The organism is Sporosarcina sp. QA0331, assembly GCF_055808055.1.
Genome location: NZ_CM147850.1, coordinates 3,523,258 through 3,547,726 on the forward strand (window position 1 = coordinate 3,523,258; position 24,469 = coordinate 3,547,726).

30 protein-coding genes are annotated in these 24,469 nt (G+C 44.0%); 12 read left to right on the forward strand and 18 right to left on the reverse strand.

Annotated features, from left to right (window positions below; all coding sequences use genetic code 11):
* The first annotated feature begins 158 nt into the window (after nucleotides 1-158).
* The 4 genes from AC0L13_RS17835 to AC0L13_RS17850 all read left to right on the forward strand — a co-directional run bounded on the left by AC0L13_RS17835 (nucleotide 159) and on the right by AC0L13_RS17850 (nucleotide 4,591).
* Complete coding sequence (locus AC0L13_RS17835) at nucleotides 159-779, forward strand: DUF47 domain-containing protein (RefSeq protein ID WP_473641980.1); 621 nt, start codon at nucleotides 159-161, stop codon at nucleotides 777-779.
* Nucleotides 780-792: 13 nt separating this feature from the next.
* Entirely contained in the window at nucleotides 793-1,791 is a 999-nt protein-coding gene (locus AC0L13_RS17840) for an anion permease (RefSeq protein WP_473641982.1), read from the forward strand.
* Between the two features lie 160 nt (nucleotides 1,792-1,951).
* Nucleotides 1,952-2,152, forward strand: coding sequence for a cold-shock protein (locus tag AC0L13_RS17845; RefSeq protein WP_191693533.1), 201 nt, complete (start codon nucleotides 1,952-1,954; stop codon nucleotides 2,150-2,152).
* 309 nt (nucleotides 2,153-2,461) lie between these two features.
* Nucleotides 2,462-4,591 carry an MMPL family transporter gene (locus tag AC0L13_RS17850; protein WP_473641985.1) on the forward strand — a complete coding sequence of 710 codons (2,130 nt, stop codon included), beginning with the start codon at nucleotides 2,462-2,464 and terminating at the stop codon, nucleotides 4,589-4,591.
* Nucleotides 4,592-4,649: 58 nt separating this feature from the next.
* On the opposite strand, the gene AC0L13_RS17855 is transcribed toward AC0L13_RS17850, so the two are convergent.
* The 4 genes from AC0L13_RS17855 to AC0L13_RS17870 all read right to left on the reverse strand — a co-directional run bounded on the left by AC0L13_RS17855 (nucleotide 4,650) and on the right by AC0L13_RS17870 (nucleotide 7,043).
* The gene (locus AC0L13_RS17855) at nucleotides 4,650-4,781 is read right to left on the reverse strand and encodes a hypothetical protein (RefSeq protein WP_473641987.1); all 132 of its coding nucleotides are present in this window, start codon (nucleotides 4,779-4,781) and stop codon (nucleotides 4,650-4,652) included.
* Complete coding sequence (locus AC0L13_RS17860; protein WP_473641989.1) at nucleotides 4,778-5,254, reverse strand: hypothetical protein; 477 nt, start codon at nucleotides 5,252-5,254, stop codon at nucleotides 4,778-4,780. The genes AC0L13_RS17855 and AC0L13_RS17860 overlap by 4 nt, the downstream gene beginning before the upstream one ends.
* Nucleotides 5,255-5,298: 44 nt before the next feature.
* A complete protein-coding gene (locus AC0L13_RS17865; protein WP_473641991.1) occupies nucleotides 5,299-5,949 on the reverse strand; it encodes a pentapeptide repeat-containing protein in 651 nt (216 codons plus the stop codon).
* Between the two features lie 215 nt (nucleotides 5,950-6,164).
* Nucleotides 6,165-7,043 carry a putative RNA methyltransferase gene (locus AC0L13_RS17870; RefSeq protein ID WP_473641993.1) on the reverse strand — a complete coding sequence of 293 codons (879 nt, stop codon included), beginning with the start codon at nucleotides 7,041-7,043 and terminating at the stop codon, nucleotides 6,165-6,167.
* A gap of 127 nt (nucleotides 7,044-7,170) precedes the next feature.
* Here AC0L13_RS17870 and AC0L13_RS17875 point away from each other — a divergent pair, with 127 nt between their 5' ends.
* Both AC0L13_RS17875 and AC0L13_RS17880 read left to right on the forward strand, forming a co-directional pair.
* Nucleotides 7,171-8,301 (forward strand): CAP domain-containing protein, encoded by a 1,131-nt coding sequence (locus AC0L13_RS17875; protein ID WP_473641995.1) that lies wholly within the window; start codon nucleotides 7,171-7,173, stop codon nucleotides 8,299-8,301.
* Between the two features lie 71 nt (nucleotides 8,302-8,372).
* The gene (locus AC0L13_RS17880) at nucleotides 8,373-9,512 is read left to right on the forward strand and encodes a zinc-dependent alcohol dehydrogenase (protein ID WP_473641997.1); all 1,140 of its coding nucleotides are present in this window, start codon (nucleotides 8,373-8,375) and stop codon (nucleotides 9,510-9,512) included.
* A gap of 26 nt (nucleotides 9,513-9,538) precedes the next feature.
* Here AC0L13_RS17880 and AC0L13_RS17885 read toward each other — a convergent pair whose 3' ends face one another.
* Both AC0L13_RS17885 and AC0L13_RS17890 read right to left on the reverse strand, forming a co-directional pair.
* A complete protein-coding gene (locus tag AC0L13_RS17885) occupies nucleotides 9,539-10,096 on the reverse strand; it encodes a superoxide dismutase family protein (protein ID WP_473641999.1) in 558 nt (185 codons plus the stop codon).
* Nucleotides 10,097-10,246: 150 nt separating this feature from the next.
* Nucleotides 10,247-10,927 (reverse strand): phosphoribosylaminoimidazolesuccinocarboxamide synthase, encoded by a 681-nt coding sequence (locus tag AC0L13_RS17890; RefSeq protein WP_473642001.1) that lies wholly within the window; start codon nucleotides 10,925-10,927, stop codon nucleotides 10,247-10,249.
* A 231-nt stretch (nucleotides 10,928-11,158) separates the two neighbouring features.
* On the opposite strand from AC0L13_RS17890, the gene AC0L13_RS17895 reads away from it, so the two are divergent.
* A complete protein-coding gene (locus tag AC0L13_RS17895) occupies nucleotides 11,159-11,878 on the forward strand; it encodes a YebC/PmpR family DNA-binding transcriptional regulator (protein WP_473642003.1) in 720 nt (239 codons plus the stop codon).
* Between the two features lie 82 nt (nucleotides 11,879-11,960).
* Here the strand turns inward: AC0L13_RS17895 and AC0L13_RS17900 are convergent, their stop codons facing one another.
* Genes AC0L13_RS17900 through pxpB form a run of 4 tightly spaced genes read right to left on the reverse strand, consistent with a single transcriptional unit; the run spans nucleotide 11,961 to nucleotide 15,024 of the window.
* The gene (locus tag AC0L13_RS17900; protein ID WP_473642006.1) at nucleotides 11,961-12,509 is read right to left on the reverse strand and encodes a GNAT family N-acetyltransferase; all 549 of its coding nucleotides are present in this window, start codon (nucleotides 12,507-12,509) and stop codon (nucleotides 11,961-11,963) included.
* Nucleotides 12,510-12,536: 27 nt separating this feature from the next.
* The gene (locus tag AC0L13_RS17905; RefSeq protein WP_473642008.1) at nucleotides 12,537-13,322 is read right to left on the reverse strand and encodes a LamB/YcsF family protein; all 786 of its coding nucleotides are present in this window, start codon (nucleotides 13,320-13,322) and stop codon (nucleotides 12,537-12,539) included.
* Between the two features lie 11 nt (nucleotides 13,323-13,333).
* Entirely contained in the window at nucleotides 13,334-14,323 is a 990-nt protein-coding gene (locus AC0L13_RS17910; protein WP_473642010.1) for a 5-oxoprolinase subunit C family protein, read from the reverse strand.
* Entirely contained in the window at nucleotides 14,323-15,024 is a 702-nt protein-coding gene (gene pxpB, locus AC0L13_RS17915; RefSeq protein ID WP_473642011.1) for a 5-oxoprolinase subunit PxpB, read from the reverse strand. Before pxpB ends, AC0L13_RS17910 begins: the two co-directional genes overlap by 1 nt.
* Before the next feature lie 198 nt (nucleotides 15,025-15,222).
* Here pxpB and dacB point away from each other — a divergent pair, with 198 nt between their 5' ends.
* A complete protein-coding gene (gene dacB / locus AC0L13_RS17920; protein WP_473642013.1) occupies nucleotides 15,223-16,761 on the forward strand; it encodes a D-alanyl-D-alanine carboxypeptidase/D-alanyl-D-alanine endopeptidase in 1,539 nt (512 codons plus the stop codon).
* 52 nt (nucleotides 16,762-16,813) lie between these two features.
* Here the strand turns inward: dacB and AC0L13_RS17925 are convergent, their stop codons facing one another.
* Nucleotides 16,814-17,554, reverse strand: a complete 741-nt coding sequence (locus AC0L13_RS17925; protein ID WP_473642015.1) for a YhfM domain-containing protein — start codon at nucleotides 17,552-17,554, stop codon at nucleotides 16,814-16,816.
* A gap of 198 nt (nucleotides 17,555-17,752) precedes the next feature.
* Between AC0L13_RS17925 and AC0L13_RS17930 the strand changes: the two genes are divergently transcribed.
* The 4 genes from AC0L13_RS17930 to AC0L13_RS17945 are packed head-to-tail and all read left to right on the forward strand — an operon-like array spanning nucleotide 17,753 to nucleotide 19,911.
* A complete protein-coding gene (locus AC0L13_RS17930; RefSeq protein WP_473642017.1) occupies nucleotides 17,753-18,646 on the forward strand; it encodes a hypothetical protein in 894 nt (297 codons plus the stop codon).
* 17 nt (nucleotides 18,647-18,663) lie between these two features.
* Nucleotides 18,664-19,011, forward strand: a complete 348-nt coding sequence (locus tag AC0L13_RS17935) for a VOC family protein (RefSeq protein ID WP_473642019.1) — start codon at nucleotides 18,664-18,666, stop codon at nucleotides 19,009-19,011.
* Between the two features lie 16 nt (nucleotides 19,012-19,027).
* Complete coding sequence (locus AC0L13_RS17940) at nucleotides 19,028-19,498, forward strand: DinB family protein (protein WP_473642021.1); 471 nt, start codon at nucleotides 19,028-19,030, stop codon at nucleotides 19,496-19,498.
* A gap of 17 nt (nucleotides 19,499-19,515) precedes the next feature.
* On the forward strand, nucleotides 19,516-19,911 hold the full coding sequence (locus AC0L13_RS17945) for a VOC family protein (protein ID WP_473642023.1): 396 nt from the start codon (nucleotides 19,516-19,518) through the stop codon (nucleotides 19,909-19,911).
* Between the two features lie 46 nt (nucleotides 19,912-19,957).
* Here the strand turns inward: AC0L13_RS17945 and AC0L13_RS17950 are convergent, their stop codons facing one another.
* The 7 genes from AC0L13_RS17950 to AC0L13_RS17980 form a co-directional block, all read right to left on the reverse strand.
* Nucleotides 19,958-20,338, reverse strand: coding sequence for a CopG family transcriptional regulator (locus AC0L13_RS17950; RefSeq protein ID WP_473642025.1), 381 nt, complete (start codon nucleotides 20,336-20,338; stop codon nucleotides 19,958-19,960).
* 153 nt (nucleotides 20,339-20,491) lie between these two features.
* A complete protein-coding gene (locus AC0L13_RS17955) occupies nucleotides 20,492-20,728 on the reverse strand; it encodes a hypothetical protein (protein ID WP_473642027.1) in 237 nt (78 codons plus the stop codon).
* 15 nt (nucleotides 20,729-20,743) lie between these two features.
* Nucleotides 20,744-21,130: a hypothetical protein gene (locus AC0L13_RS17960; protein WP_473642029.1), complete on the reverse strand. Its 387-nt coding sequence runs from the start codon at nucleotides 21,128-21,130 to the stop codon at nucleotides 20,744-20,746.
* 160 nt (nucleotides 21,131-21,290) lie between these two features.
* A complete protein-coding gene (locus AC0L13_RS17965) occupies nucleotides 21,291-22,148 on the reverse strand; it encodes a manganese catalase family protein (protein ID WP_473642031.1) in 858 nt (285 codons plus the stop codon).
* A 224-nt stretch (nucleotides 22,149-22,372) separates the two neighbouring features.
* Complete coding sequence (locus AC0L13_RS17970) at nucleotides 22,373-23,338, reverse strand: S66 family peptidase (protein ID WP_473642033.1); 966 nt, start codon at nucleotides 23,336-23,338, stop codon at nucleotides 22,373-22,375.
* A gap of 21 nt (nucleotides 23,339-23,359) precedes the next feature.
* Nucleotides 23,360-23,812 carry a GNAT family N-acetyltransferase gene (locus tag AC0L13_RS17975; RefSeq protein ID WP_473642036.1) on the reverse strand — a complete coding sequence of 151 codons (453 nt, stop codon included), beginning with the start codon at nucleotides 23,810-23,812 and terminating at the stop codon, nucleotides 23,360-23,362.
* Nucleotides 23,813-23,955: 143 nt separating this feature from the next.
* Nucleotides 23,956-24,459, reverse strand: a complete 504-nt coding sequence (locus AC0L13_RS17980) for an NUDIX hydrolase (RefSeq protein WP_473642038.1) — start codon at nucleotides 24,457-24,459, stop codon at nucleotides 23,956-23,958.
* Between the last annotated feature and the right edge of the window lie 10 nt (nucleotides 24,460-24,469).

Genomic DNA, 24,469 nt, shown 5'->3' on the forward strand with positions numbered 1-24,469 from the left:
ATTCTTGGAAATATTTTTAAAATATTTCCGACATAAAAATTCAACTAAATTGTAACTTTCACAAAGAAATTTTAATCTGTTTCAGTACTTATTTTTATTTTTTTTTGCTATGATAGGACTACTAAAAATTGATTCCGGAAACGGATGGAGGCTTTAAAATGTTCAGTCCACGTAAAACCGACCCTTTTTTCGCAGCTCTTTTGGAGATTGCAGAGCATGTTAAGGAAGCGATGCACTATGCGAATGACTATAAAGTGACATCAGTAGCAGACTTGAAGGAAGTAAGCATCAAATTAAAGGAGTATGAGACTGCAGGCGATGATTTGATTCATGATCTTATCTCTAAGCTTAACATTTCCTTCATGACGCCGATTGAGCGGGAAGATATTTTGCAATTGGCCATTAAAATGGACGATATCCTAGACGGTATCGAGCATTTCGCGGCAAATCTGGAAATGTTCTCACTTACGGAAATTGATGAGTATGTGCAGAAATTCATGGATAACATCGTGAAAAGTTCCGATGAAATCGTCAAGGCAATGGAGTTGCTGGCGAAGAAGAAGTTAGTCCAAATGCGGGATCATGCTGTTTTAATTAAAGAATATGAGCGCATTTGTGATGAAGTTCTCCGTACGTCAATCAAGCAGCTGTTCATCCGCGAAAAGGATCCGATTCGCATTATCCAGTTCAAGGATATTTATGAACTTCTCGAAGAGATTGCGGACCATTGCCAGGACGTGGCAAACACACTTGAAACAATCATCATGCGAAACGCGTAAGGAGTAAGTAGTTATGGATATGATATTGTTTCTCACGATAGCAATCGTTGTTTTTGCGCTTGCATTCGATTTCATCAACGGCTTTCATGACACTGCGAATGCCATCGCGACATCGGTATCGACACGTGCATTGAAGCCGCGGACAGCCATCTATATGGCCGCAATTATGAATTTTATCGGTGCTTTGACATTTACCGGGGTTGCAAAGACCATTTCCAAAGACATTGTTGATCCGTTTGCATTAGATAATGGATCGCTCGTCATTTTGGCAGCCCTCACTGCAGCGATTGCCTGGAACTTGATCACCTGGTATTACGGAATTCCGTCAAGTTCATCGCATGCGTTGATCGGTTCGATTGCCGGCGCTGCCATTTCTGCGGCAGGGTTCGGCATTTTGAATTATGGCGGTTTTATCAAAATCATGGAGGCTCTTCTACTATCCCCTTTCATCGCAATCGTGGGCGGATTCCTCATGATGTCGCTGTTCAAGGTATTATTGAAGAATCGTAATTTATTCAAGGCGAATAAGCGTATCCGTTATTTGCAAATAGGAACAGCGGCCCTGCAATCATTCACGCACGGGACGAATGATGCCCAAAAAGCGATGGGTATCATTACGATGGCATTGATCGCCGCGCAATTGCAGACAGGCGATGACATCCAACTTTGGGTCCGGATTGCTGCTGCCACTGCGATGGGACTCGGGACATCAATCGGTGGTTATAAGATTATCAAGACGGTTGGCGGTAAGATTATGAAAATCAGGCCGGTCAACGGTGCCGCAGCCGATTTGAGCTCCGCCATGATTATTTTTGGGGCAACGCTTATTCATTTGCCTGTCAGCACAACGCATGTCATCTCATCCGCTATCATGGGTGTCGGCTCTGCGCAACGTGTGAGAGGCGTTAAATGGGGAGTCGCGAAGAAGATCGTCATCACGTGGGTAATCACCATGCCGATTTCAGCTGCACTTGCCGCAATTGTGTACCAAATTTTGAACTTATTTTTCTAATAAAAAAACTTTTTCACTTGCATTGCCAAAAAAGCTCTGCTATGATAAAAGAGAATTATTTTTGTTCATCGTGATGGTCACGGTGTAATGCTTGACCGCTTCAAGACTTGAGCAAGGATAGTAACACAATGTGTGCTCAGCACACGAGGAGGAAACAAACATGGAACAAGGTAAAGTAAAATGGTTCAACGCAGAAAAAGGTTATGGCTTCATCGAACGTGAAGATGGCGACGATGTATTCGTACACTTCTCCGCTATCCAAGGCGAAGGCTTCAAGACTCTTGAAGAAGGCCAAGACGTGACTTTCGAAATCGAACAAGGTCAACGTGGACTTCAAGCTACAAACGTTGAAAAAAACTAATTTGAATTAACCATTTCAAAACCACTTCCTTCAGGGAGTGGTTTTTTTCGTATTCCAAAAACAGCACGAACTCCTTTGGGACGTAGGCTGACGTGCTTTGGATGCGCCTGCATGAGCTTTGGACGTGTGACAGCTTACTTTGGACGCACCAGCAGCGGCTTTGGACGCGTGACACCATACTTTTCGAGCGCGCAGTTTCTTGCTTTGAGCATGATTCTTACAATCTACTCCTTCAGAAAAGACAATTCCATACATCTTCGCTATGATTAGGGAATAGATAGAAATGATTCATGCTGGGAGGACGATGGTATGCGCACGTTAGCGCGTTTAGTTACAAAATTTTATAAGACAATCATGATTGCCTGGGTTGTGCTTTTCATTGCAATGGCCATGTTGGCGATCCGTTTGCCTGGGTTGCTTGCGGGCGACGGGTTCAGGATGGATGCGGAGCATGAACAGGTGATGAAGATCGCTTCGGAGAAATTCGATTTGCCGGCGGAAACGATGTTCGTCGTCTTTGATAACGTGAACGATGAAACGATCGCTTCCACCTTGACGAATATTGAAAAACTGAATCTTGCTTCTGAAATCGTTTCCCCACTGGAAAACGAAGAACAGTATACGAAGGATGTCTCCTACGCGCTGCTACACTTTGAAAAGAATGGCAAGGACATGTCTACTGTCGTTACCGATATCCGGGATGCGATTGGGGATAAGGAAGGCATTGTCTTAACAGGCCAATCCGCCATTACAAAAGATATCAACACCGCGAGCCAACGGGATTTGATGAAGGCGGAAGCGATCGGCTTACCGATTGCGATCATCGTACTTCTATTTGCATTCGGATCGCTCATGGCGTCGATGGTTCCTTTGATCGTCGGGGTCGCAACAGTTATATCCACATTCGGCATATTGGCTTTGGTTGGCGGGCAGACAGACTTGGCGATTTTCGTCTTGAATATTGTCCCGATGCTCGGGCTTGCTTTGAGCATTGATTTCTCCTTGCTTTTCATTAGCCGCTATCGGGAAGAGCGATTGAAAAGTGACGTTCTTGAAGCTGTTGCAACGACGATCCGAACGGCAGGCCGATCCGTCATTTTTTCTGCATTTTGTGTATTCATTGGGCTTGGCGCGATGTTCATCATCAAAGTTGAGATTTTCCAAAACATTGCACTCGGCGGCATGATTGTCGTCGGCATGGCGGTCCTTAGTTCAGTTACATTGCTCCCATCGATTTTGATTATGCTCGGCGACCGTTTGAATAAAGGCCGCATACTGAAGGTGAAGGAAAACGGCTCCGATAGATGGAGACAGTTCGCCAATGCGGTGATCAAAAGACCGATCCTTATTACAATTACAGCACTCGTGCTATTGGGCATCGCTTTAATTCCAGTGAAAAATATGGATTTGACGATTCCGCAGATCGACTCGCTGCCTGCGTCGTATGATACACGCGCTTCGTATGAATTGATGGATGACACTTTCGGGCTCGGCGATCAGTCGAATGTATATTTAATTGCGGAACGAAACGGCGGATGGTCTGATGTGGAAGGATTAAAAGCTTTGAAGGCTTTGGAAGAGGATTTGTCTGATGATCCTCTAGTTGATAAGCTAACGACGATTTTCACTACTAGCGGAATCACGTCACCTGAAGAATGGGAGCAGGCAACGCAAGTCCCGGAAATGAAAGCACAGCTTGAACCGCTTCTTGACTCATTCGTGAAAGATGAGCAGTTATTGATTCCTGTGACGCTTCAAGCTAGAGGAACGTCTGACGAAGCGCAGCAGTGGGCGCGGGATTGGTCTGAGCAAACAGAATGGAATCTGTTAGTCGGTGGTCAACCGAAGTTCAACCAAGAGATCTTCGATGAAATTTTCGGCAATATCGCCGCTGTGCTGACGATCATTCTCGTGTCGACGTTCATCATTCTCATGATTGCATTCCGATCGGTGCTCATACCGTTGAAGGCGATACTCATGAACATCGTCGGATTGTCCGCAACGTTCGGGATTCTCGTCTACATTTTCCAATACGGCCACTTCGGGATGCATCCTGGAACGATTGCTCTTATCATTCCGATTCTCGTCTTCAGTCTCGTCTTCGGCTTGAGCATGGACTATGAAGTGTTCCTCATTTCGCGCATGCAGGAGGAATATGCGAACACATTCGATAATGACCATTCGACAGTCGAAGGGCTTGCGACGACGAGCAAAATCATTACATCTGCTGCTTTGATTATGATCGTATTGACCGGTGCTTTTGCGTTCACAGACGTCATGCCGGTGAAGCAGATCGGCGTCGGTATCGCGATTGCAGTCGCCATCGACGCGACAATCATCCGCTTGCTTCTTGTCCCGAGTTTAATGAAATTGTTCGGCAAATGGAACTGGTGGATGCCATTTAGGAAAGGCGAGTACAAAGCCGGAAATTGGCATTAACTTCAAAAAAACTGCCTCGACAACGGAGTTTCCAATTGTCGAGGCAGTTTTATTTAGATCAATCTACAATCTCCACATTCGTATTGGCAGGTTTGTCTCTATCAAATTCCGCCATCACCGCAAAATAGATAGCCGCCACTACCGCAAGGACGAAAACGACGAGCCCGATGACGAGCGTTTTACCCTTCACACGGATTCACCTCCGCCGAGTTTAAAATTCTCCTCTTTCAAATAATCCGCAGCTTCCTGGTAATCGCCGAAGCTTTCCTCCAAATTATAACCATGATAAATATTGAAAAAGCCCTCTTCTTCCAATAATGTAAGATTTTGCCCCTGCTCATTCACCCATACTTCTTCGACCTGCTCTTCTTCCTCAGCCTCTTCCTCAGTGGAAAGCGCTTTGATGGCGTCCCGAATCGTCGCTTTCAATTCCTCTTCCGTCGCTTCACGGATATTGACGAGCCCGCGATCATCTGCCTCATAACCTGGAATTCCTTCCACATACACAAAACCATTGCCGTTCGGATGAAGATGCTGCACGACAACCGTTTTGTCATACAAACTGTCTTCATAATGATAATTGAGCCGCTTCATCGATACTTCTTTCCGTGTAAGTTCAGGGAATGTCTCAATAATTTGTTGTTTTTGTTCGAATGTAAGCATGCTTTGGCCACTCTTTCTTTGTCAAATGTCTTTTCAGTATACCATTATTCGTCTTTCACCGTCAGACCGAGTGCACGAGCAAAACCGAGCGCTTGCTCTGTCGATACGATACATCCTGCAATTTTCGGTACCGTCACTTCTATTCGTTCATATGTATTGGTGGATAAATCCACTCCATCCAAATCGGTTTCCGAAAAATTGGCATCGTCCAGCTTGCACTTATCAAACCGGACTTGTTTTAAATCGCATTCGTAAAAATCGCTATCCTCTAAGTTGCATCCTGCGAACTCCACTTCTTTCATTTTCGAAAAATTGAAGTTTGCGTAACGGATATCACTTTCCTTCATTAATAGATGCCCCAAATTGGAATTAGCCAAATCCGCTCCCGTTAACTTTGAATTGAGGATTTCACATCGATGGAACATGACGTTTTCCATTTGGACGTTCGAAAAGTCGCATGTTTGGAATAAAACATCGACGAATTCCACGTCTCTCCAATCGCTATTCGCAAATGACATATCCTTGAACACGCAATTATCGAAAACAAGTCGCTCTCCATCCGCACCTGGCATTGTGCCGCCTTCAAAACTTGCTTTTTCAATAAACCTATCTCGAATCCATATATCGGATGGCCTCAACAGCTCATGTTCCATCGACAATTTTGGTTTCACACGCTTGTCTTTTTTCGCTCCCATACGAACCCTCCTATCGAGTTTTCCATTCAATAAAGATGACGAGCAATATGACAACTACGAACGCCATCACATAAAACCAACTTGGAACAGCGCTTATTCCACTAAACATCTGCCCTCTCCCCTTCCCCCATGAAATTCTCGGTTATCTCCACTCAGGACGATGTTATCACCACTTAGAATGAGTTTATCACCACTCAAAACGGGTTTATCACCACTCAACCAAATTCCCCTGCCCGTCGAACACCCGCTATCACCCGCAAATCAATCGTAATCTCTTTCATTCCCTTCGCAAGCACCTCTTGAATGCGTTCTTCACTCGCATTCCATGTTAGCGGCGTCATGCGGATCAATGGGGCGAGCAGCGCTTCAGGCAATTCAAATTGGTACGTCACCCGTTCGGTCTCGACAGCGTCGAACTGTTCGCGGAAACGTGCTACCGGATCGGCCTCCTCTTTCTGCTGCTTGCCGTCGTAGAAGACTTCCCGCAATTCCTTCAAGTACCCGCTTTCCGGTACGATTTTCACCAATACGCCTTGAGGTTTCAACAGCCGGTTGAATTCCGAATAATTTGCAGGTGATAAAATATTCATGATCGTATCCATACTCGAATCCGCAAAAGGCATAGCAGCGAGATCCGCCACACTCCAAATGATGCCCGGATATGTCTTCGAAGCAGCGACGATTCCTTCCTTCGCCAAATCAATGCCGATGCCAACAGTTCCCGATTGCATTCGTGAATGAACTTGATGTAAATGAGTTCCTTCGCCGCATCCAGCATCCAAAAGGACAGGACGTTCCATTCCCCCCAAATGCGTATGTAAACGAGCGATGATATTGTCAAGAACAGGTCCAAAAAAACCGCTATCCATGACGGCAGTCCTCGCTTCAAACAGCGATTTATCATATTTTGTGGAATGCGCTTGCGGCGCTAGATTGACGTATCCGCTCTTCGCCAAATCAAATGAATGCATGTTCCGGCAGACGAGACGCGAATGCTCCTCCATTTCCATCTCCGCAGAACAGATCGGGCATTTGAACAGCCGTAAATTTTCCTCTATCAGTAACGCGCTTTGCATTTTCTTCGTCAATTTCATTTTCATGCTCCGTTCCATTATTGTTCTACCAGTATACCGTCTTTCCGCCAGTACTCAAACTATCAATAGGTTCCACTGTATCTATCGCACCTTCAGCGGGTACAATAATAGATAGGAGGCGATTTCCGTGAAGCGGATTTTACTATTCATCATTTTCATAGTTGCACTTTATCTTGCAAAACCTTTATGGGAAGAGCCAGTTTCGAAATATATCGACCTTTCCTTCCTCAATCCGATTGATGAAAAGCTAGAAGCCATATGGGAGAAAGAACCGGTTGCTTCCGCAATGGATTCCATATTCAACACAGCCGATAAAATCTTCCTTTATATATCTTCGAAAACATCCGAAGTAGAGCAGATGATTCCCGACAAAGTCGCAAAGCCGAAATTGGATAAACCTGATCACTCCGTCATGTCCATTCATAATATCGAGCTCGGAGCGACAGAAAACCAAGTGAAAGCCGAACTTGGCGAGCCAAAAAGCCATTCATTGAATGAATACGGAACTGAATGGTTCACATACCACGAGGATTACCAAAACTTCGTTATGGTTTCATTCGACGAAAACTGGAAAGTGAATGCCATCTACACGAACGACGATCTCATCTCCTCAAAAGCAGGCATACAGTACGGGACTCCGAAAGCCGTCGTCCGAAAAGCGTATGGCGAACCGTTGAAGGAGATCCGGAAAGGCTTGAACATTTATGTCCTTCAAGAGAATGAAGGGATGGACCTTTTTAAATCCGGGGATGTCTATATGTATGTGTTTTATGACATCCATCAAAACGATACGGTAACTGCCGTCCAGCTCATTACGACAGCACTCGAACAGCGGAAATCCGGAATGTACGCAGGTGGAGATGTGTCTTTGCGCAATGGGTTCGAACTTCAGCTTTTCGATTTGACGAACGCTGCCCGTGTACGTCACGGCCGCTCCATTTTACGATGGGATGAGAGAATCGCCGAAACGGCCCGCAAACATAGCCTCGATATGGCGATCAATGATTATTTCAGCCATGATAATTTACAAGGGCTATCGCCTTTCGACCGGATGAAAGAGGATCATATTAAATTCCGCAGAGCGGGTGAAAATTTGGCATACGGCCAATCGAGCAGCATTTTCGCTCATGAAGGTCTCATGAATTCAAAAGGGCATCGGGAAAATATTTTAATAAAAGATTATAGTCATCTCGGCATCGGTGTTGCTTTCAACGAAAAATCGCAGCCGTATTATACGGAGAATTTTTTCTTACAATGACTCTTTCAGGACTATATCTGTCTGTTCCGGGGAATATAAGCGTGAGAGCAGAGAGATAAGGAGGAGTTCGAATGAAAGCTGTAACGTACCAAGGCGTGAAAGACATCCAAGTGAAGAACGTTGAAGCTCCGAAAATCGAGAAGCCAGACGATATTATTATCAAGGTGACGTCGACGGCCATTTGTGGATCCGACCTGCATATCTATTTAGGCGCGCTACCTACGCATAAAGACTATGTTATCGGCCATGAACCGATGGGGATTGTCGTGGAAACCGGTCCGAATGTGACAAAAGTGAAAAAAGGCGATCGTGTCGTCATTCCGTTCAACGTTTCGTGCGGTCACTGTTTTTATTGCGAGCATGAGATGGAGAGCCAATGTGATAATTCCAACCCAAATCCTCATGTCGACACAGGCGGTTATTTAGGATTTACAGAACGCTACGGAGAGTATCCAGGTGGACAGGCAGAATATTTACGTGTTCCTTACGGCAATTTCACGCCATTTGTCATTCCGGAGTCATGCGAGCTGCCGGACGAAGCGCTTCTATTCCTGTCCGATGTGCTGCCGACTGCTTATTGGAGCGTGGAGCATGCAGGTGTGAAAAAAGGTGATACTGTTGCTGTTTTAGGATGCGGTCCTGTCGGCTTGATGGCGCAGAAGTTCGCTTGGATGAAAGGCGCGAAACGCGTCATCGCCATCGACCATGTCCCTTACCGGCTAAACCACGCCGTTAAGATGAATAAAGTCGAAGCTTTCAATTTTGACGACTATGACAATATGGGCGCACATATTAAAGAACTCACCCACGGCGGCGTCGACATCGTCATCGATTGTGTCGGGATGGACGGAAAGAAGAATGTCGCGGAAAAGGTCGGACAAAAGCTGAAAATGCAAGGCGGGACATTGAGCGCCATTGAAATCGGCCACCAAGCTGTGCGCAAATTCGGTACAATCCAACTGACCGGCGTTTACGGATCGCTTTATAACATGTTTCCGCTCGGCAATATGTTTGAGCGTAATATTACATTGAAGATGGGGCAAGCTCCTGTCATCCATTACATGCCTACATTATTTGATAAGATTACTAAGGGCGAATTTGATCCAACTGAAATCATTTCGCATGTCGTACCGATCGAGGAAGCCTCTGCCGCTTACCATCACTTTTACGAACATGAAGATGATTGTATCAAAGTAATATTAAAACCATAAAAAACCGGTCCGCGGACCGGTTTTCCTTATTTCTTCCCTTTAACGGCGGCGCAGGCGATCCGTGCACCTGAATCCCCTGCAGGATCCGTCTTATAGTCATCCGCCTTTTCATGAATGACGATGGAGCTTCCGTCCTTATCGAGGATTGAATTTTCTTGGCCCTTCTTTAGCGTGATTTCACCGGTTGTCATACTCATGGACACTTTCCCATCCTCCGCAACTTCTATGTTCGGCAAATCACCTAAATGGAAGCCTTTCGGATTCTCAAATCCATGTTCCTTCCCTGTCGGATTAAAGTGCGCTCCAGCAGAAGTGAAATCTGGCGGTGTACAGACGCCTGTTTCATGGATGTGAATGCCATGTGTTCCTGGCGGCAAGTCTTCTGCCTGCACATTAATCATCACACCTTCCGTCTCTTGGACCAACGTCACTTCACCGATTTCCTTCCCTTCCGTATTCAATAAAGGAGAGACGATTGCTTCCATCTTATCCCCGCTGACAGGCATCTTTTGATTCGCTTTTCCGCATCCTGCTACGACGAGAATGACGCTAATTAGCAGTGCGGTTATCAGTTTTTTCTTCACTATAATTCCTCCTCCACATTTATTCCTGCCAAGCATTCCCTATTGGTAAGAATTTAGTAGTGGAAAGTTTTTCCGATATGGGCGGTAGATGCCTGGCATAAAAAAAACGCTGCTCATTCCAGTTTTCGGGAATGAACAGCGGGTTCTCATTTAGGCTAGCACTAATTTTTCAAGTTCAAGCGGAGCAATATAAACCCCGTCTTTGTACACACGCATATTGCCACCGGAAATTTCGTCGATCAGCATAATATTTCCTTCATCGTCACGGCCAAACTCCAGTTTAATATCGTATAATTCAAGTCCCTTCGCCGCAAGTTCTTCCTTCACGACGGAAGATATTTCTTTCGTGAGCGGCTCGAGAACATCATATTCTTCGTTCGTCAAAATTCCGAGTTGTGCGAGTGCGTCCTTTGAGATCGGCGGATCTTTGCGATCATCGTCCTTAATCGTCACTTCAACGAATGAATCCAATGGTTGTCCTTCCTCACAATAAGCTCCATAACGGCGCAAGAAGCTGCCGACTGCGCGGAAGCGGCAAATAACTTCCAGCCCTTTCCCGAACACGGTTGCCGTTTTCACAGTCATCGTTGTGTTCTCGATATCCGCATCAATATAATGCGTCGGAATCTCTTTTTCGGCTAATTTCTCAAAGAAAAATTTTGTCATGCGCAAGCCCGATTGCCCCGCACCTTCAATCGTCAATCCTACAGTATTCGCTCCCGGATCGAACACTCCATCTTCCCCAGTTACGTCATCTTTGAATTTCAATAACACATTGCCATCTTCCAATTTATAAACGTCTTTCGTCTTGCCTTTATATACAAGTTCCATGACCACGTTTCCTTTCCATTCGAAAATGTAGTGCCACAATTAGTATAATGCACTTTCATCGGTATAAAAAGAGAAATCTCAATATTGGACAGGGTTTCATTCCCGGATTGTCTATTTCAATCCGTTCATTCCCAATTCCATTTAAAGGATTTTCCACTTGTCAGCATTCATGCAATGGGTGTATAATAGCTCGATGAAATCTATGCACAGAGCGAAAGCGAGTGAATGAAGATGGGCCGTAAATGGAATAACATTAAAGAAAAAAAGGCTTCGAAGGATGCAAATACGAGTCGTATTTACGCAAAGTTCGGGCGTGAATTATATGTAGCAGCAAAACAAGGTGAACCTGATCCCGAGTTGAACCAAACATTGAAAATGGTCGTTGAACGCGCAAAAACGTACAATGTACCAAAAGCGATCATTGACCGTGCTATCGAGAAAGCGAAAGGCGGCGCTGAAGAAAACTATGACGAGCTTCGCTACGAAGGCTTTGGCCCGAACGGCTCGATGGTCATCGTCGACGCATTGACAAACAATGTTAACCGTACCGCATCCGAAGTGCGTGCAGCATTCGGGAAAAACGGCGGAAACATGGGCGTCAGCGGTTCCGTTGCGTACATGTTCGATGCGACTGCCGTATTCGGTTTGGAAGGCAAAACTGCGGATGAAGTGCTCGAACTACTCATGGAAGCAGACGTCGAAGTCCGCGATATTTTGGATGAAGAAGATACCGTCATCGTTTACGCAGAACCAGACCAATTCCATGCCGTCCAGGAAGCTTTGAAAGAAGCCGGCATCACGGAATTCTCCGTAGCCGAATTGACAATGCTCGCGCATAACGACGTGACATTGGATGCTGACGCTCAATCCCAGTTCGAGAAAATGATCGATGCACTAGAAGACTTGGAAGACGTTCAGCAAGTTTACCATAATGTTGATTTAGGGGAATAAATGTATAAAACCACTTCGTTTCATTTAAGCGAGGTGGTTTTTTGTTTATTTATAGACTTGAAAGTAGTTAGTAAGTACAATTCTAACACTTGTCCCGATGAGAATTAATAAAATACTCTCTATCCAGTAACGAATAAAAATGTTGATCATGCCATTGGTTATTCCAGAATAGTTCTTCTTGAAATGTTCCCTCTCTTCTCATACCCAAGCTCTCCATTACTTTTATTGAGTTAAGGTTGTTACAATTACACATTCCAACTACTTTATGAGCTTGTAATCTCTCGAATGCAAACTCTATTAAAAGTCTCGTCGCTTCATATCCAAAACCGTTTCTTTGGTAAGTAGGATGAATTGCAAAACCAATCTCCCAACTTCTTCTATGCTCAACATAACTCCAAATTTGAGCCAGCCCAATTGGTTTAACATCTCCCTTGATAGTGCTTTTGACAATAAAATCAAAACTATGCTGAGAATTCATCTTTTGTAGGTACGTTTCTCTAACGGCTTTCATATCTGATTCAACATATTCTTCAAATAACCAAATATCTTTATTGCATTCTAGTTCACAGATAAAATCCAAATCATCCCGGGTAAACCTTGAAAGAACTACATTTTCCCCTTCAATATTCATAATAATCACTTCCTTGAATTGTGAAAATCATCCGTCGGTTTCTGCTAGAAAGTCACCCATCTTCTTCACTTCAATCCCTTCCTCACGCAAAGCACCCGGTATCACCCTAGCAAACTCCAATGCCGTCTTCCCATCCCCATGAATGCAAATCGTATCTGCCTGAATCGCCACATCCGTTCCATCCTTTGCGCGCACTTTGCCTTCCTTCACCATCCGGACGATTTGGCGAATGGCGATATCGTGATCGGTAATGAGGGCGTTCGGCTCCCGCCGTGACGTCAATGTTCCGTTTGCTTGATAAGTCCGATCAGCAAACACTTCGTGTGCCACTCTCAACCCAATTCTCTTCCCCGCCTTTACTAACTCGCTACCCGCAAGTCCGAAGAGGATCAATTCCGGGTCGACTTTATAAACAGCTTCTGCAATTGCATCGGATAAATCTCGGTTCACGGCAGCCATATTATAAAGCGCGCCATGTGGCTTCACATGCTGCAAACGCCCGCCTTCTGCCCTGACAAACCCATACAAGGCTCCTATCTGATAGACAACCAAATCAAATGCTTCATCAGTTGAAATCGCCATATCCCTGCGCCCGAATCCATTTAGGTCCTGCAAGCCCGGATGCACACCGATGCCAACATTTTTCTCGAGCGCCATCCGCACCGTTCTCCGCATCGTCATTGGATCGCCCGCATGGAAGCCGCAGGCGATATTCGCCGACGTAATCGTCTCCAAAATCGCTTCATCATTTCCCATTACATATGCTCCAAAGCTCTCGCCCATATCACAATTCAAATCGACTACAAATCCCATTCCACCCGCTCCTATCTTAATTTATCCTGTATCGCCGCACGCAGCTCCTTCAAATGCATTACCTGCTTTGCAATAAGCCTTTGTGATTCCTCAATCGTCACTTCCTTGAATGAAAGCCGGTCTCCTGGCTTCGCCTGCGCTAGTTTTGTGAAATCAATCGAAGACAACTGTCCGATTTTCGGATACCCTCCCGTCGTCTGCCGATCCGCCGACAATATAATGGGATTCCCATCCGCAGGCACTTGAATGGACCCATATGTAACTGCTTCCGAAATCATTTCAATAGGCTCTTTCAATTGCAAAATTGCTCCATTGATCCGATAGCCCATCCGATCCGACTGCGAACTTATGGTGAAGGATTCATTCCAAAAATGATGTTGACTCGCTTCATCGAATAACTCATACTGCCTGCCGCGAATGACTCGTATTTCATAATGGTTCGATAGATTTGGCAAAAGTTTCGACGCAATTCGCCAATCCGCTGCATGAAACGATGCACTTGTAGCGAGCCTCATCTTCATTAATTCAGCCAGCTCGGATGCCGGAGCAACTTTAAGGATGTCCCCCTTCCTCAATGCTCTTCCTTCCATCCCGCCAAGTTCCGCTTTCACATAAGTCGACCGGCTTCCTAACACATTCGGTACATCAAACCCACCGGCGACCGCCAAATATGCCCTGCACCCTGTCTTCGCCGCTCCGAACCGCAATTCGCTCCCCTTTTGAATAAAAACCGGTCTCCACATCGGTACAGGCAAGCCTTCAATCGTCGGTTCTAAGTTCCCTCCACAAATCGCGACCAATTGATCATTCGTAAATAAAAGCCTCGGTCCAATAAGTGTCATTTCGAGCGTAGCAGCTGTCTCTTTATTGCCAACAAGCATATTCGCAACTCGATAAGAGAATGGATCCATAGCACCGCCCGCCACAACACCAAATTGCTGGTATCCGAATCTGCCCAAATCTTGAATCGTATCATGAATACCCGGCTTCGTAACCTCCATCAATCCGTGCCACCTCTTAAGTCTTCATACTCTTCGCTCGTAATCTCGTAAAACTTTATTTTATCTCCCGCCGCCAACAAGCTAGGAGGATCTTCCGTTGGGAGAAATAGCTCAAGTGGCGTCCTGCCGATCAGTTGCCATCCCCCCGGCGTTTCGATTGGATAAACACCCGTCTGGACTCCCGCTATTCCTACCGAACGCGCAGGAATCTTCAGTCGCGGCGTCTTCCGTCTTGGAGCGGCAATTTGTTCCGACATGCCGCCAATAAACGGGAAGCCCGGCGCAAATCCAATCATATGTACTGTATAATCTCCCGACGAATGGATTGCAATCACTTCATCCACCGTCAAATCATTATACGATGCAACAAAATCCAGATCCGGTCCGTATTCTCCACCATACAAAACAGGGATTTCCACGACCTTTTGCTGAATTGTAGCTGTTTGTTTCACACCTTCCAGCAACGCGTGAATCCGTTCGCAAACCGCTTCATACGGACTGTCTTCTTTTAGAAAAACGGTGATTGCATAAATAATAGTGACCGTCGTATAGGCAGGGATATATTCAATTATCCAAGTTGGCGATTCGGCTTCCAATCGGGAAACAATCGCCTTTACTTTCTGCTCGGATGAACTATTGATCTTTTTCCCAACTTCAATGACAACGGCTTGATCGCCTAAAGGTGACAAAGTGTACTGCATTTTGCCGACACTTCCTTATTGTATGAATATATATAATTCTACTCGAACAACGATGTATGAGCAAAGCACTCTCATACATATAATTAATTACAACTACTCAATGCGTTAGGTAAAACGTTTCAATTGCCAATTTTCCGCATTTTCAGCTACCAACCGTAAATAAGTTGAAGTACAATCAAATACAAAGGATGAAAGGATGTGAGCATTTTAATGAAACAGCAATGTTTTCTCAAAAGGGCCTTCCTAGCAATGGTTGTTGCTTTGATCGCCTTATTTCCGGTAACACATGAAGGAACTCTTTCATCTGTCGCCGCATCCGGGGATACGACTCCCATAGCATCCATTGATTCGACAACATTAGATCAAAAATTACAGGCAATCTTGAAAGACCCGAAGCTCCAAGGGGGAATTACTGGGGTTAGCGTACGGAAAGCAGATACGGGTGAAAAGATTTATTCTAGTTTCGGCGATATCCGTCTCCGCCCTGCTTCCAATATGAAATTGCTGACAGGATCGACGGCGATGGACATATTGGGCCCTGATTATCAATTCACTACAGAAGTGCTGACGGACGGTCAAGTGAAAGGGAAAATGATTCACGGCAATCTTTATCTGAAAGGTAAAGGCGACCCGACGTTGATGAAAAAGGATTTGGACCAGTTTGCTAAGGACTTGAAGGCGAAAGGGATCGATAAGATCAACGGCAGCCTAATCGCGGACGACAGTTGGTATGATGATGTCCGCTATTCACAGGATTTGAACTGGTCGGATGAGCATAATTATGTCGGCGCGCAAGTTTCAGCATTGACGCTGTCTCCGAACGAGGACTATGACGCGGGCACTGTCATTGTAGAAGTGAATCCTGGCAATAAAGCAGGAGATCTCCCGAAAGTGACCCTTACTCCGGAGACAGATTCTGTCGTAATCGTCAATAACGCAACGACTGTCGCAAAAGGCGAAACGAAGAGCATCTCCATTGCGCGTGAACATGGAACGAACCGGATCATTATCGAAGGAAAAATGCCGCTCGATGGCACACGCTCCCAATCATGGTCCGCTGTTTGGGACCCTTCCATGCTGGCGCTTGATGTGTTCCAAAAATCGCTTAAAGCGGAAGGCATCCAGATTGTAGGCAATGGTGGAATGAAATCTGGCGTGACACCAAACAGCGCAACTGTTCTCACTTCGAAAAAATCGATGCAGCTGAAAGAGCTCTTTATTCCATTTATGAAATTAAGCAACAATGGACACGCAGAAACGCTTGTGAAGGAAATGGGCAAAGTACAAAGTGGTGAAGGCAGTTGGGATGCGGGACTTGTGGTTATGAAGGAGAAGCTGAAGCAATTCGGCGTGAATACCGACACAGTAGTTCTACGCGACGGCTCCGGAATGTCACATAAGAACCTCGTTTCTGCAGATGAATTTACGAATTTACTGTACAACATTCAAGGGAAAATCTGGTTCCCTGAGTTCGTTGCTTCATTGCCGATTGCAGGCGTCCCTGAACGGTTGGTAGGCGGCACGCTTCGTAACCGGATGGGCGACGGATTGACTGCCGGCAACGTTACAGCGAAAACCGGTTCGATTACAGGCGTCTCTACCCTTTCCGGCTACGTCACTGCGAAAGACGGCACGGAACTGATCTTCTCGGTGATGATTAACAATTACATCACCGGTCCTGTTACGCCGATTGAAGATGCAATTGCGAAAGTGCTTGCGGAATATGAAAGCAACTGAAGTATCACAAAAAGGCATTCCCCCATATTATCGGGAATGCCTTTTTCTCATTCTACTTTTCCATAAAGTCTTTAATCTCTTTTAAGGAGATTTTTGAAAGTGAATAAATAGTGTGAGTGTCTTTTGAGTTCATGATTTTTCCATCGACAAAACTGCCATCCTCTTCGGCAAGCCAAAGAAAATATGATTCACCGTCAAGGCTGAATTTGTAGTTGGGATTTATAATATTGACAATACCTTCTTCCTCGGTAGAATCACTCACCGCTCTACTGAATATCGTTATTTCCTCTTCATTTTTTAAATCGATATGTTTTATTTTTGCTTCTGAATTAATCGTAACTATTGGTTTACCTCGGTTATCAGCAAAAGTGGTAATCACCTCTTTAGCAATTATCCGATCACTATTATAGATTTCCACAATAACTGCTTGATACTTTTCCACTTGTTTCTTTATCTCATCTGCCGCAAACTCTCCTTTTATTTCCCTATGCTCCCCCGTACTAATGGCGAATTCAGGCATCGCTTTATATGTTTCAGCGATTTCGATTATATCCGTTGCGACTAATTCTTGAAGATCAGTGTCTTGTATAACAAATCTTATATTGTATTCTTGTTCTGGTTCCAATCCTGAACCATTAATTAACACACGAAAATGCAGTTCTTTATTACTTGGATCTTGTTTTGAGCCAATTTCAACAGAAGAGCTTTCAATAGGAGATTTTTCGTCTCCACAAGCTGTCAAACTGATAATAAACATACTTATAAAAATTAATAAAATAAATTTATTCCTCATTCCCTTATTTCCTTTCTAGACACGACATTTTCATTTTTTTTATCAACAAGATTAAATTCCGTAAAGCTAAGCACCATAATCATCTTATTCAACGTATCGTAATAATTACCTCTTAAATATATGATTTATTTAAAGGATTCAATAATACCGATAGCGAATACATTCATATCAATCATTCACTCGAAAGTGGGGGTTCATATGGAAAAATTAGCCGCAGAACAATATCTACGAGCCACAGAATTTCTCAAATCAAAAGCACGTCCATTGGAAAAAGCTTTATTCGAATATGAATTTGAAAATGGCAACCGTGAGCGGGTGTTGGAAGAATTAATAGTTTATCAAAATGAAGATGGTGGTTTTGGAAACGGATTGGAGCCCGATTTCCGATGCGAGGCCTCTTCAGCGTTGGCGACGACGATTGGGCTTCAGCACTTGATTCGCATTGGGGCGGACGAATCGGAGCCAATGGTGCAACGCGCGATTCAATATGCGCTTACTACATTTGACGATGAAAAAATGGGATGGGAAATTGTCCCGGAGGAAGTGGAGACCGCGCCACGTGCAATATGGTGGAATTACGGCGGCGATTGGCCATGGGGGAATCCAAGCGCTGAAATGGCCGGATTGCTTTATCATTATAAAGGTCTTGTTCCCGAGGATTTTCTTGAAAAGCTAACAGTCCAAGCAGTTTCGTATGTGAACGAGGAGGCGACAAACGACTTCCATGAATTGCAGTGCTTAGTGAAACTGATAAGAGAATTGCCTGCGGAGGAAGCGGAGAAGATTACCGCTAGAGTGCGCGAAATCGCCCACCATAGCGTGACAACTGATCCAGAAAAATGGAATGACTATTGCCTGCTCCCCCTTCAAGTCGTCTCTTCCCCAGCATCTTTTCTCTATGAAGACTTTAAGGAAATCATCCCTACAAACATCAAGCATCTCTCTTCCAACCAAGCGGAAGATGGCAGTTGGAAGCCGACATGGTCATGGGGACGATATGAAGACGTTTTTGAAATTGCAAAGCAGGAATGGAGCGGAGTGTTGACGCTTGATAATCTAAGAGTATTGCGGGAATTCGATGCAATTTCGTAAAAGGAGCGTTATGATCTATGCTATTTGAAAGAATTGATACCGTCTTCATTCCCGTTCACAATCTAGAAAAAGCACTTAACTGGTATGTTGAAGTGTTAGGTGGTAAACCCGGATGGAAGGATGACAACGGGATTTATCAAGCAGTTAGTTTCGGAGATACATCTGTCACGCTGTTTATTAATAAACATGAATTTAATTTACAACGGAAATATAGCCTTTTCAGTTTGTATACAACAGCTATTGAGAAAGCGCATGCCCACCTTACAATACATAGTAAACGGGTGGAGGATATACAGGAGGCGGGAGCTGTGTATTTCATCTTCGAGGATCTAGATGGTAATTGTATAGAGATCTGCTCCTATTGAAAGAATGGGTGACAATATGAATATGTATGTAAAAACAGCTTTGAATCAGATTTCGATAGCAGTACGAACTATCGCTGACACTATGGACAAATTAGAGACGAGCGATTTAGTTTTTCAACCAACGGAAAACAAGTTTTCCATTGGGCAGCTGGTAGCCCATATTTCATTGATATGCCAGGCGGACCTGCTCATTTCAGACGAAGCTTCCGAGGAACAGATGAGCATCTTTTATTCCTCTAATCGTCTTCAAACCATTCCTGAAATGAAGGAATCCCTGCTTGCTAACTTCGCTTTATTGGAAAATCGCTATCTTGAATATACAGAGGAAGAACTAAGGCAAACGACAACTTCTTACTGGGGCGTTTCCTATACGCGGTTTGAATGGCTGTTAGAAATCTCTTCTCATCTTTATCACCATCGTGGACAGCTGCATTCCATGCTTGTGTATTGTGTTGGGAAGGACCCTAAAGTTGCTTTGTTTGAATGACGTGAAAAGGTGATTAAATGATTTATGAAATGACGATACAAGTTCGTGTTTCTGAATTTGAAGAAGGGCAACATTGGTATACGATCTTACTTAAAAGAGAACCTGATTTTATACCACATGAAGGGTTTGCAGAATGGGAGCTACTACCTGGTTGTTGGCTTCAAGTTGCTGAAGGTGAGCCTTCCATAAATTCTGGTCCAATTCGCTTAGGGGTTGTTGACATAGAAGAAGAACGCATTCGGATTCAGGAAGAATTGGGAGCAGAAAACTTTGAGCTTCATTCAAGGGACGAGGTTCCTGTCAAATGGGCAACTTTCTCTGACCCTTGGGGGAATCAGCTTGGATTTTTTGAATATATTAACGAGGACGAGAAGAATGAAAGGATTCAGGTCGTTTTTGGAAATTCACAATAAATAAATCAAAATGCCTCCCTGGCCAATTTCACCGGGAGGCGTCTTTTCATAGCTGCTGTATAGCCAATTTCACATCTGCATTTACTTTCAATACACCTCTTATTTGTACCGAAGCCAATGTCTGTTTTACAAGTTCAGCATCGACATCCTCCGCAATCACTAGCAATCCCACCACTTTCACATCAACCTTCGTCCTTGAGTCTCGAAGTTCTTCTAACTCTTTTCTTCCATATCGCACTACCCCGACGACATACGATTTCCTAATTACGATGTCCTTCACTTCTTCGGCGTGTGTTTCCAATTGACTACGGATTGCAGTCCTAATGAAATCTGTTCTGTTGGAATAAAACCCTTGGTCAACCAATAAATCGACTTTCCCCAAATCGACGACGTTCATATTGATTGTAATCTTTTCTGATTCCGCCACACTTACCATCCCCCTTACTTTAATATGTATATTATAACATCAATACCATCCATACGGAAGGTATATGGATGTTTTTGGTTAATGATTATTAAAAATAAAAGTACCCACGGAACATTAGATTTATCATCCAATGTTCCGTGAGCACTTATAGACTCAATCCGAAAACTCTTTGAAAAGTACATCCAATTCCCTTGCGTCATGCATAGTTCCTTCAGCAATAAACTTCTCGATCTCTACGGTTCCATCATCCATGAATTCGACTTCCCACCGTTGCCCTGGTACTGCAATCTCAACAAGGACGCTTTCTGGACGGATCTTGCTCAAACGGTAAAATATCTTCTTCTGATCCAACTGATTTAAAAATGTATTGAACGTGGTGAATGCCGTCATCCCATATACCCCCAATTACAACTCCACATCATCACTCATCTCAAACACATCAAACACATTTTCTTGAATGATGAGTGACATGATTTTGCCCTTTTTCTCAAAGTAATGAACATGGCCGACCCGCTTGTCTTCAAGCTCGGTCCATCCCCATCTTTGGATTTCCTCCAAATAGTCTGCAGGCGGGGTTCCCTCTTCATCCCCGATTCCCTTCAACTTATACTTCGCCGACTTCGCAATTTCTGACGTACAATCCTCTGGCTTCAATTCATAGGCATTTTTCGGAACCGGAAATCCTTCATTGATGACCGCCATCCGATAGCCATCTTCCTCCGTATACTCATATACACAACCTGTCATCATAACAGCGGCAAACAACAACATCGGAATCAACATCCACCTCATCACAGCAACCCCCTCACGAAAACTTCACATCTGTTACTTTTAGCGTAATGGGAAAGTCGCTGTTTGTCTCCCGACTAATTTGTGACAATAAGAGGGACCACATGATTGTTAAGGTAATGAAAATACAAAAGCCCCTAGTGTTTTGACTAGGGGGGTAAAATTAGCGGTTCATGTCTTGGATTCCTGGACTATGTTCATTTGGCATATCAGGCATCATCGGTACTGGAAAACCTTTAGGAGGGTCAGTTACATTAAGAGTGCCTTCATTTCTACTTGGAGACTCACCTTGAAAAATCTCGGCTATGCGTGTAGGGTCCAACCTAAAGTTAAATTGTGCATTATGAAAACCCATCTCTACATATTTTCTGCATTCAGGATACTTGTTTATATCATAGTTAGGAATTGGGAGTATCTTACCCCAATTCACGCCTAAAGTCTCCAAAGCTTTCGCAAAAGCATTTTGATGTGCGTTATCACGAACAATGAGAAAAGCGAGCGTTTCACGGAAAGTCTTATTTGAACTCATTTCGTAAATGCGAGTTTTTTGGAGAACTCCTGTTGATTCAAGCACCAAATTGTCGAGTAGATCTGAGATGAGGTTACCATGCGCATAAACCCAAGATCCATTCCAAGGATTACCGGAAGCATCGACCGGCAAAGAAGACTGCGCACCAATAATATAGTGATGTGGATTGGCATGTCTCGTTGCATCATTAAGTGGGGCATGATCGATGCCGGAGTTTCCTGGTGCAGCTGAATGGCCAGAGTCATTTAATAGTTGATTTATTGTATTTTGTACTAGTTCGACGTGCGCTATCTCTTCCAAGAAAACGCCCCGGAGCAAATCCCGATATTGTGTCTCTTTCCCTCTAAAATTGGAACTTTGGAAAAAGTACTGCATCATCGTTCTCATTTCACCAAAATGACCGCCTAATATTTCTTGCATAACCCTTGCCGCTTCAGGGTCTGGCTTATCGGGAGTAATAATATTTATAAGCTCTTCTTTGTAGTAGTACAAATTAATCCAATCCTTTCAAACTTTTTCTCAGGATTAGATTGCCCTTTATAAGTAAATTTATTCATTTACAATGTAATGAGCGACAGGGATAAACGTATGAGCAAGAAAATAAATGCAGTACCTTTTACTAATTAGTACAAATAACTTGGAGAACAAAACATTGAACATGTAAAGAAAAAAACGTTTATATGTGTTTTCATTTAAATTTTCTTCAGATCTTCAGCTCAAAACGTCACAAGTTTCAATACATCCTTTGATGTATCCACTTGCACCTTTCCGCCAATCGGGAATGTAAACATCGGCTGTGTATGGCCGAAATCCACATCATATACCACAGGAATCTCCTTCAACATTGGTTGCTTATCGAGAATGAACAGCAATTGCTCTTCTGTAATTTTCGATGCTCGTTGAAATCTGCCGATGACGAGAGCTTTTATGGACTGCGCATTTTGCAATAAAGACGTTAAATCCCTCGCGAACGTTTCTGGAATTGTCATCTCGTCATCTTCAACAAAAAGAATCGCATTTTCAATCTCAGGCATGTACTTTGTTCCTTGCAGCAAATTCAAAGTGCACAAATTGCCGCCCCAAAGCTTGCCGCTCGCTGTCCCCTCGTTATATGTCTTCCAAGTCGTCTCCTCAAAGACACGATTTTCCTGATCCAAATACCATGCATCATCGCTCCATTGTTCAGATGGTTCCAATTCAAACTGCGCATCCTGCATGAGACATTGTTTAAAGAAATGAGTTTGGTATTCCTGCGCCTTCTTCATTTGAAAGCTCGAGAAATGTGGACCAGAATATGTAACCATTCCAGTTTGCGTCGATATCGCTGTTCCGATAGCCGTAATATCGCTATATCCACAGAACACTTTCGGATTCTCTTTTATTAACTCATAATCAATATATGGTAAGAGTTCATTCGAATTGAACCCGCCAATGACCGTCAATATACCTTTAACATTTTTATCCCGAAATGCCTCATGCAAATCCTCTACTCGTTGCTGAATAGAAGTGGAGTTTTGAAGGTCTTTGTCAAAAGCATGTTTGCCGAATGTAACGTTGAAACCTAAATTCTCTAACTGTTCCTTTGCAGTGTGAACGCCTTCTTCGGATAAAATGCTTGCACTCCGACTTGGTGCAATGATCCGGATTTCATCTCCCTGTTTTAACTTCTCTGGTATTCGCATCTTTTTTCCCTCTTCCATTTGCTAAATTTCCAGCCTGAGCCGTATCATATCCATGCATTGAATGCCGTTCTCCATGATGACTTCATCATAATGCTGTACGAAGAAGTCTTTGATGATATTCGAAATACGAAATCCGCACTTTTGATAAAGCGCAAGCTGACCTATGCTTGAGTTTCCCGTTCCGATTTCGATGAATTTATAGCTGTTACTTTTTGCTACCTCGATAGCTGCACCAAGCAATTTCTTGCCAATCCCTTGTCCTTGTTTGTCTTCGCGTATTGCAATGTTTTTAATCTCCACTGTCTCGTTAGTCAACGGCACGATAACCAATACTCCGATTATGTCATCTTGTTCCTCCGCGACATAACATTCTCCTTCTGCTACGTATGCTTCTACAAGTTCACGTGAAGGATCGGCAAGTAGAAGCAAATCATATGGCGGTGTTTCATGGTGCTGTAATTTTCGTATCTTCATTTGAGCTGAACACCTTTCTTCTTTATAAACCAAAGGTCCCGTATTGGTGATAACTTTCGATATTCAATAGATAACTTTCTTTATTCAATAGATAACTCTCGTTATTCAATGGATATTTTCAGGTATCCGATAGATATTTCACTTTATTCAATAGATAATCCATGAACACGAAGCGCCACATCCATAATTTCATCAAAGCCCGTCTGCCATCCCTTATGATAGTGAGCTGCTTCTTCTGGCTGGATCAGCATCCTCTCCGACGATTCAAAACCCGCGTCAAACGGGAGAAATTCCGCAATGTCCATCCGGTAAAACACTTGATAGCCCACTTTCGGATAGGGGCTGGATGGATTCCATAACGGATTCTCTTCATGATTCACTTCAATGGCACCCAACAACGTGCAATCACCAGTCACATAAGCCTCCTCCCTCACTTCTCGACAGACGCATGCTTCTACTGTTTCGCCGACCTCAATATGTCCTCCTGGGAAGTCCCAACCACGATCATTCAAATTAACCATGAGCAGCCGCCCCTCATGAAAACAAAAAGCATGCACACTTGTAATCAACTCCCGAGCGGGCATCACGTCCTTCATCCACGTGAGCTTCAACTTATGTCCGCCCCAATCAACGTATGTGACCGTCATCTTCAACCCC

Bases quoted from the DNA above. Each gene is read 5' to 3' on its own strand.
- AC0L13_RS17925 (WP_473642015.1), bottom strand. From the start codon at position 17,554: ATGAGGAATAAATTTATTTTATTAATTTTTATAAGTATGTTTATTATC.
- AC0L13_RS17905 (WP_473642008.1), bottom strand. From the start codon at position 13,322: ATGGGATTTGTAGTCGATTTGAATTGTGATATGGGCGAGAGCTTTGGA.
- AC0L13_RS17895 (WP_473642003.1), top strand. From the start codon at position 11,159: ATGGGCCGTAAATGGAATAACATTAAAGAAAAAAAGGCTTCGAAGGAT.
- AC0L13_RS17845 (WP_191693533.1), top strand. From the start codon at position 1,952: ATGGAACAAGGTAAAGTAAAATGGTTCAACGCAGAAAAAGGTTATGGC.
- AC0L13_RS17955 (WP_473642027.1), bottom strand. From the start codon at position 20,728: ATGACGGCATTCACCACGTTCAATACATTTTTAAATCAGTTGGATCAG.
- AC0L13_RS17980 (WP_473642038.1), bottom strand. From the start codon at position 24,459: ATGACGGTCACATACGTTGATTGGGGCGGACATAAGTTGAAGCTCACG.
- AC0L13_RS17970 (WP_473642033.1), bottom strand. From the start codon at position 23,338: ATGCGAATACCAGAGAAGTTAAAACAGGGAGATGAAATCCGGATCATT.
- AC0L13_RS17910 (WP_473642010.1), bottom strand. From the start codon at position 14,323: ATGGAGGTTACGAAGCCGGGTATTCATGATACGATTCAAGATTTGGGC.
- pxpB (WP_473642011.1), bottom strand. From the start codon at position 15,024: ATGCAGTACACTTTGTCACCTTTAGGCGATCAAGCCGTTGTCATTGAA.
- AC0L13_RS17960 (WP_473642029.1), bottom strand. From the start codon at position 21,130: ATGAGGTGGATGTTGATTCCGATGTTGTTGTTTGCCGCTGTTATGATG.
- AC0L13_RS17975 (WP_473642036.1), bottom strand. From the start codon at position 23,812: ATGAAGATACGAAAATTACAGCACCATGAAACACCGCCATATGATTTG.
- AC0L13_RS17870 (WP_473641993.1), bottom strand. From the start codon at position 7,043: ATGAAATTGACGAAGAAAATGCAAAGCGCGTTACTGATAGAGGAAAAT.
- AC0L13_RS17865 (WP_473641991.1), bottom strand. From the start codon at position 5,949: ATGGGAGCGAAAAAAGACAAGCGTGTGAAACCAAAATTGTCGATGGAA.
- AC0L13_RS17835 (WP_473641980.1), top strand. From the start codon at position 159: ATGTTCAGTCCACGTAAAACCGACCCTTTTTTCGCAGCTCTTTTGGAG.
- AC0L13_RS17890 (WP_473642001.1), bottom strand. From the start codon at position 10,927: ATGGAACTTGTATATAAAGGCAAGACGAAAGACGTTTATAAATTGGAA.
- AC0L13_RS17880 (WP_473641997.1), top strand. From the start codon at position 8,373: ATGAAAGCTGTAACGTACCAAGGCGTGAAAGACATCCAAGTGAAGAAC.
- AC0L13_RS17945 (WP_473642023.1), top strand. From the start codon at position 19,516: ATGATTTATGAAATGACGATACAAGTTCGTGTTTCTGAATTTGAAGAA.
- AC0L13_RS17940 (WP_473642021.1), top strand. From the start codon at position 19,028: ATGAATATGTATGTAAAAACAGCTTTGAATCAGATTTCGATAGCAGTA.
- AC0L13_RS17850 (WP_473641985.1), top strand. From the start codon at position 2,462: ATGCGCACGTTAGCGCGTTTAGTTACAAAATTTTATAAGACAATCATG.
- AC0L13_RS17840 (WP_473641982.1), top strand. From the start codon at position 793: ATGGATATGATATTGTTTCTCACGATAGCAATCGTTGTTTTTGCGCTT.
- AC0L13_RS17935 (WP_473642019.1), top strand. From the start codon at position 18,664: ATGCTATTTGAAAGAATTGATACCGTCTTCATTCCCGTTCACAATCTA.
- AC0L13_RS17900 (WP_473642006.1), bottom strand. From the start codon at position 12,509: ATGAATATTGAAGGGGAAAATGTAGTTCTTTCAAGGTTTACCCGGGAT.
- AC0L13_RS17930 (WP_473642017.1), top strand. From the start codon at position 17,753: ATGGAAAAATTAGCCGCAGAACAATATCTACGAGCCACAGAATTTCTC.
- AC0L13_RS17860 (WP_473641989.1), bottom strand. From the start codon at position 5,254: ATGCTTACATTCGAACAAAAACAACAAATTATTGAGACATTCCCTGAA.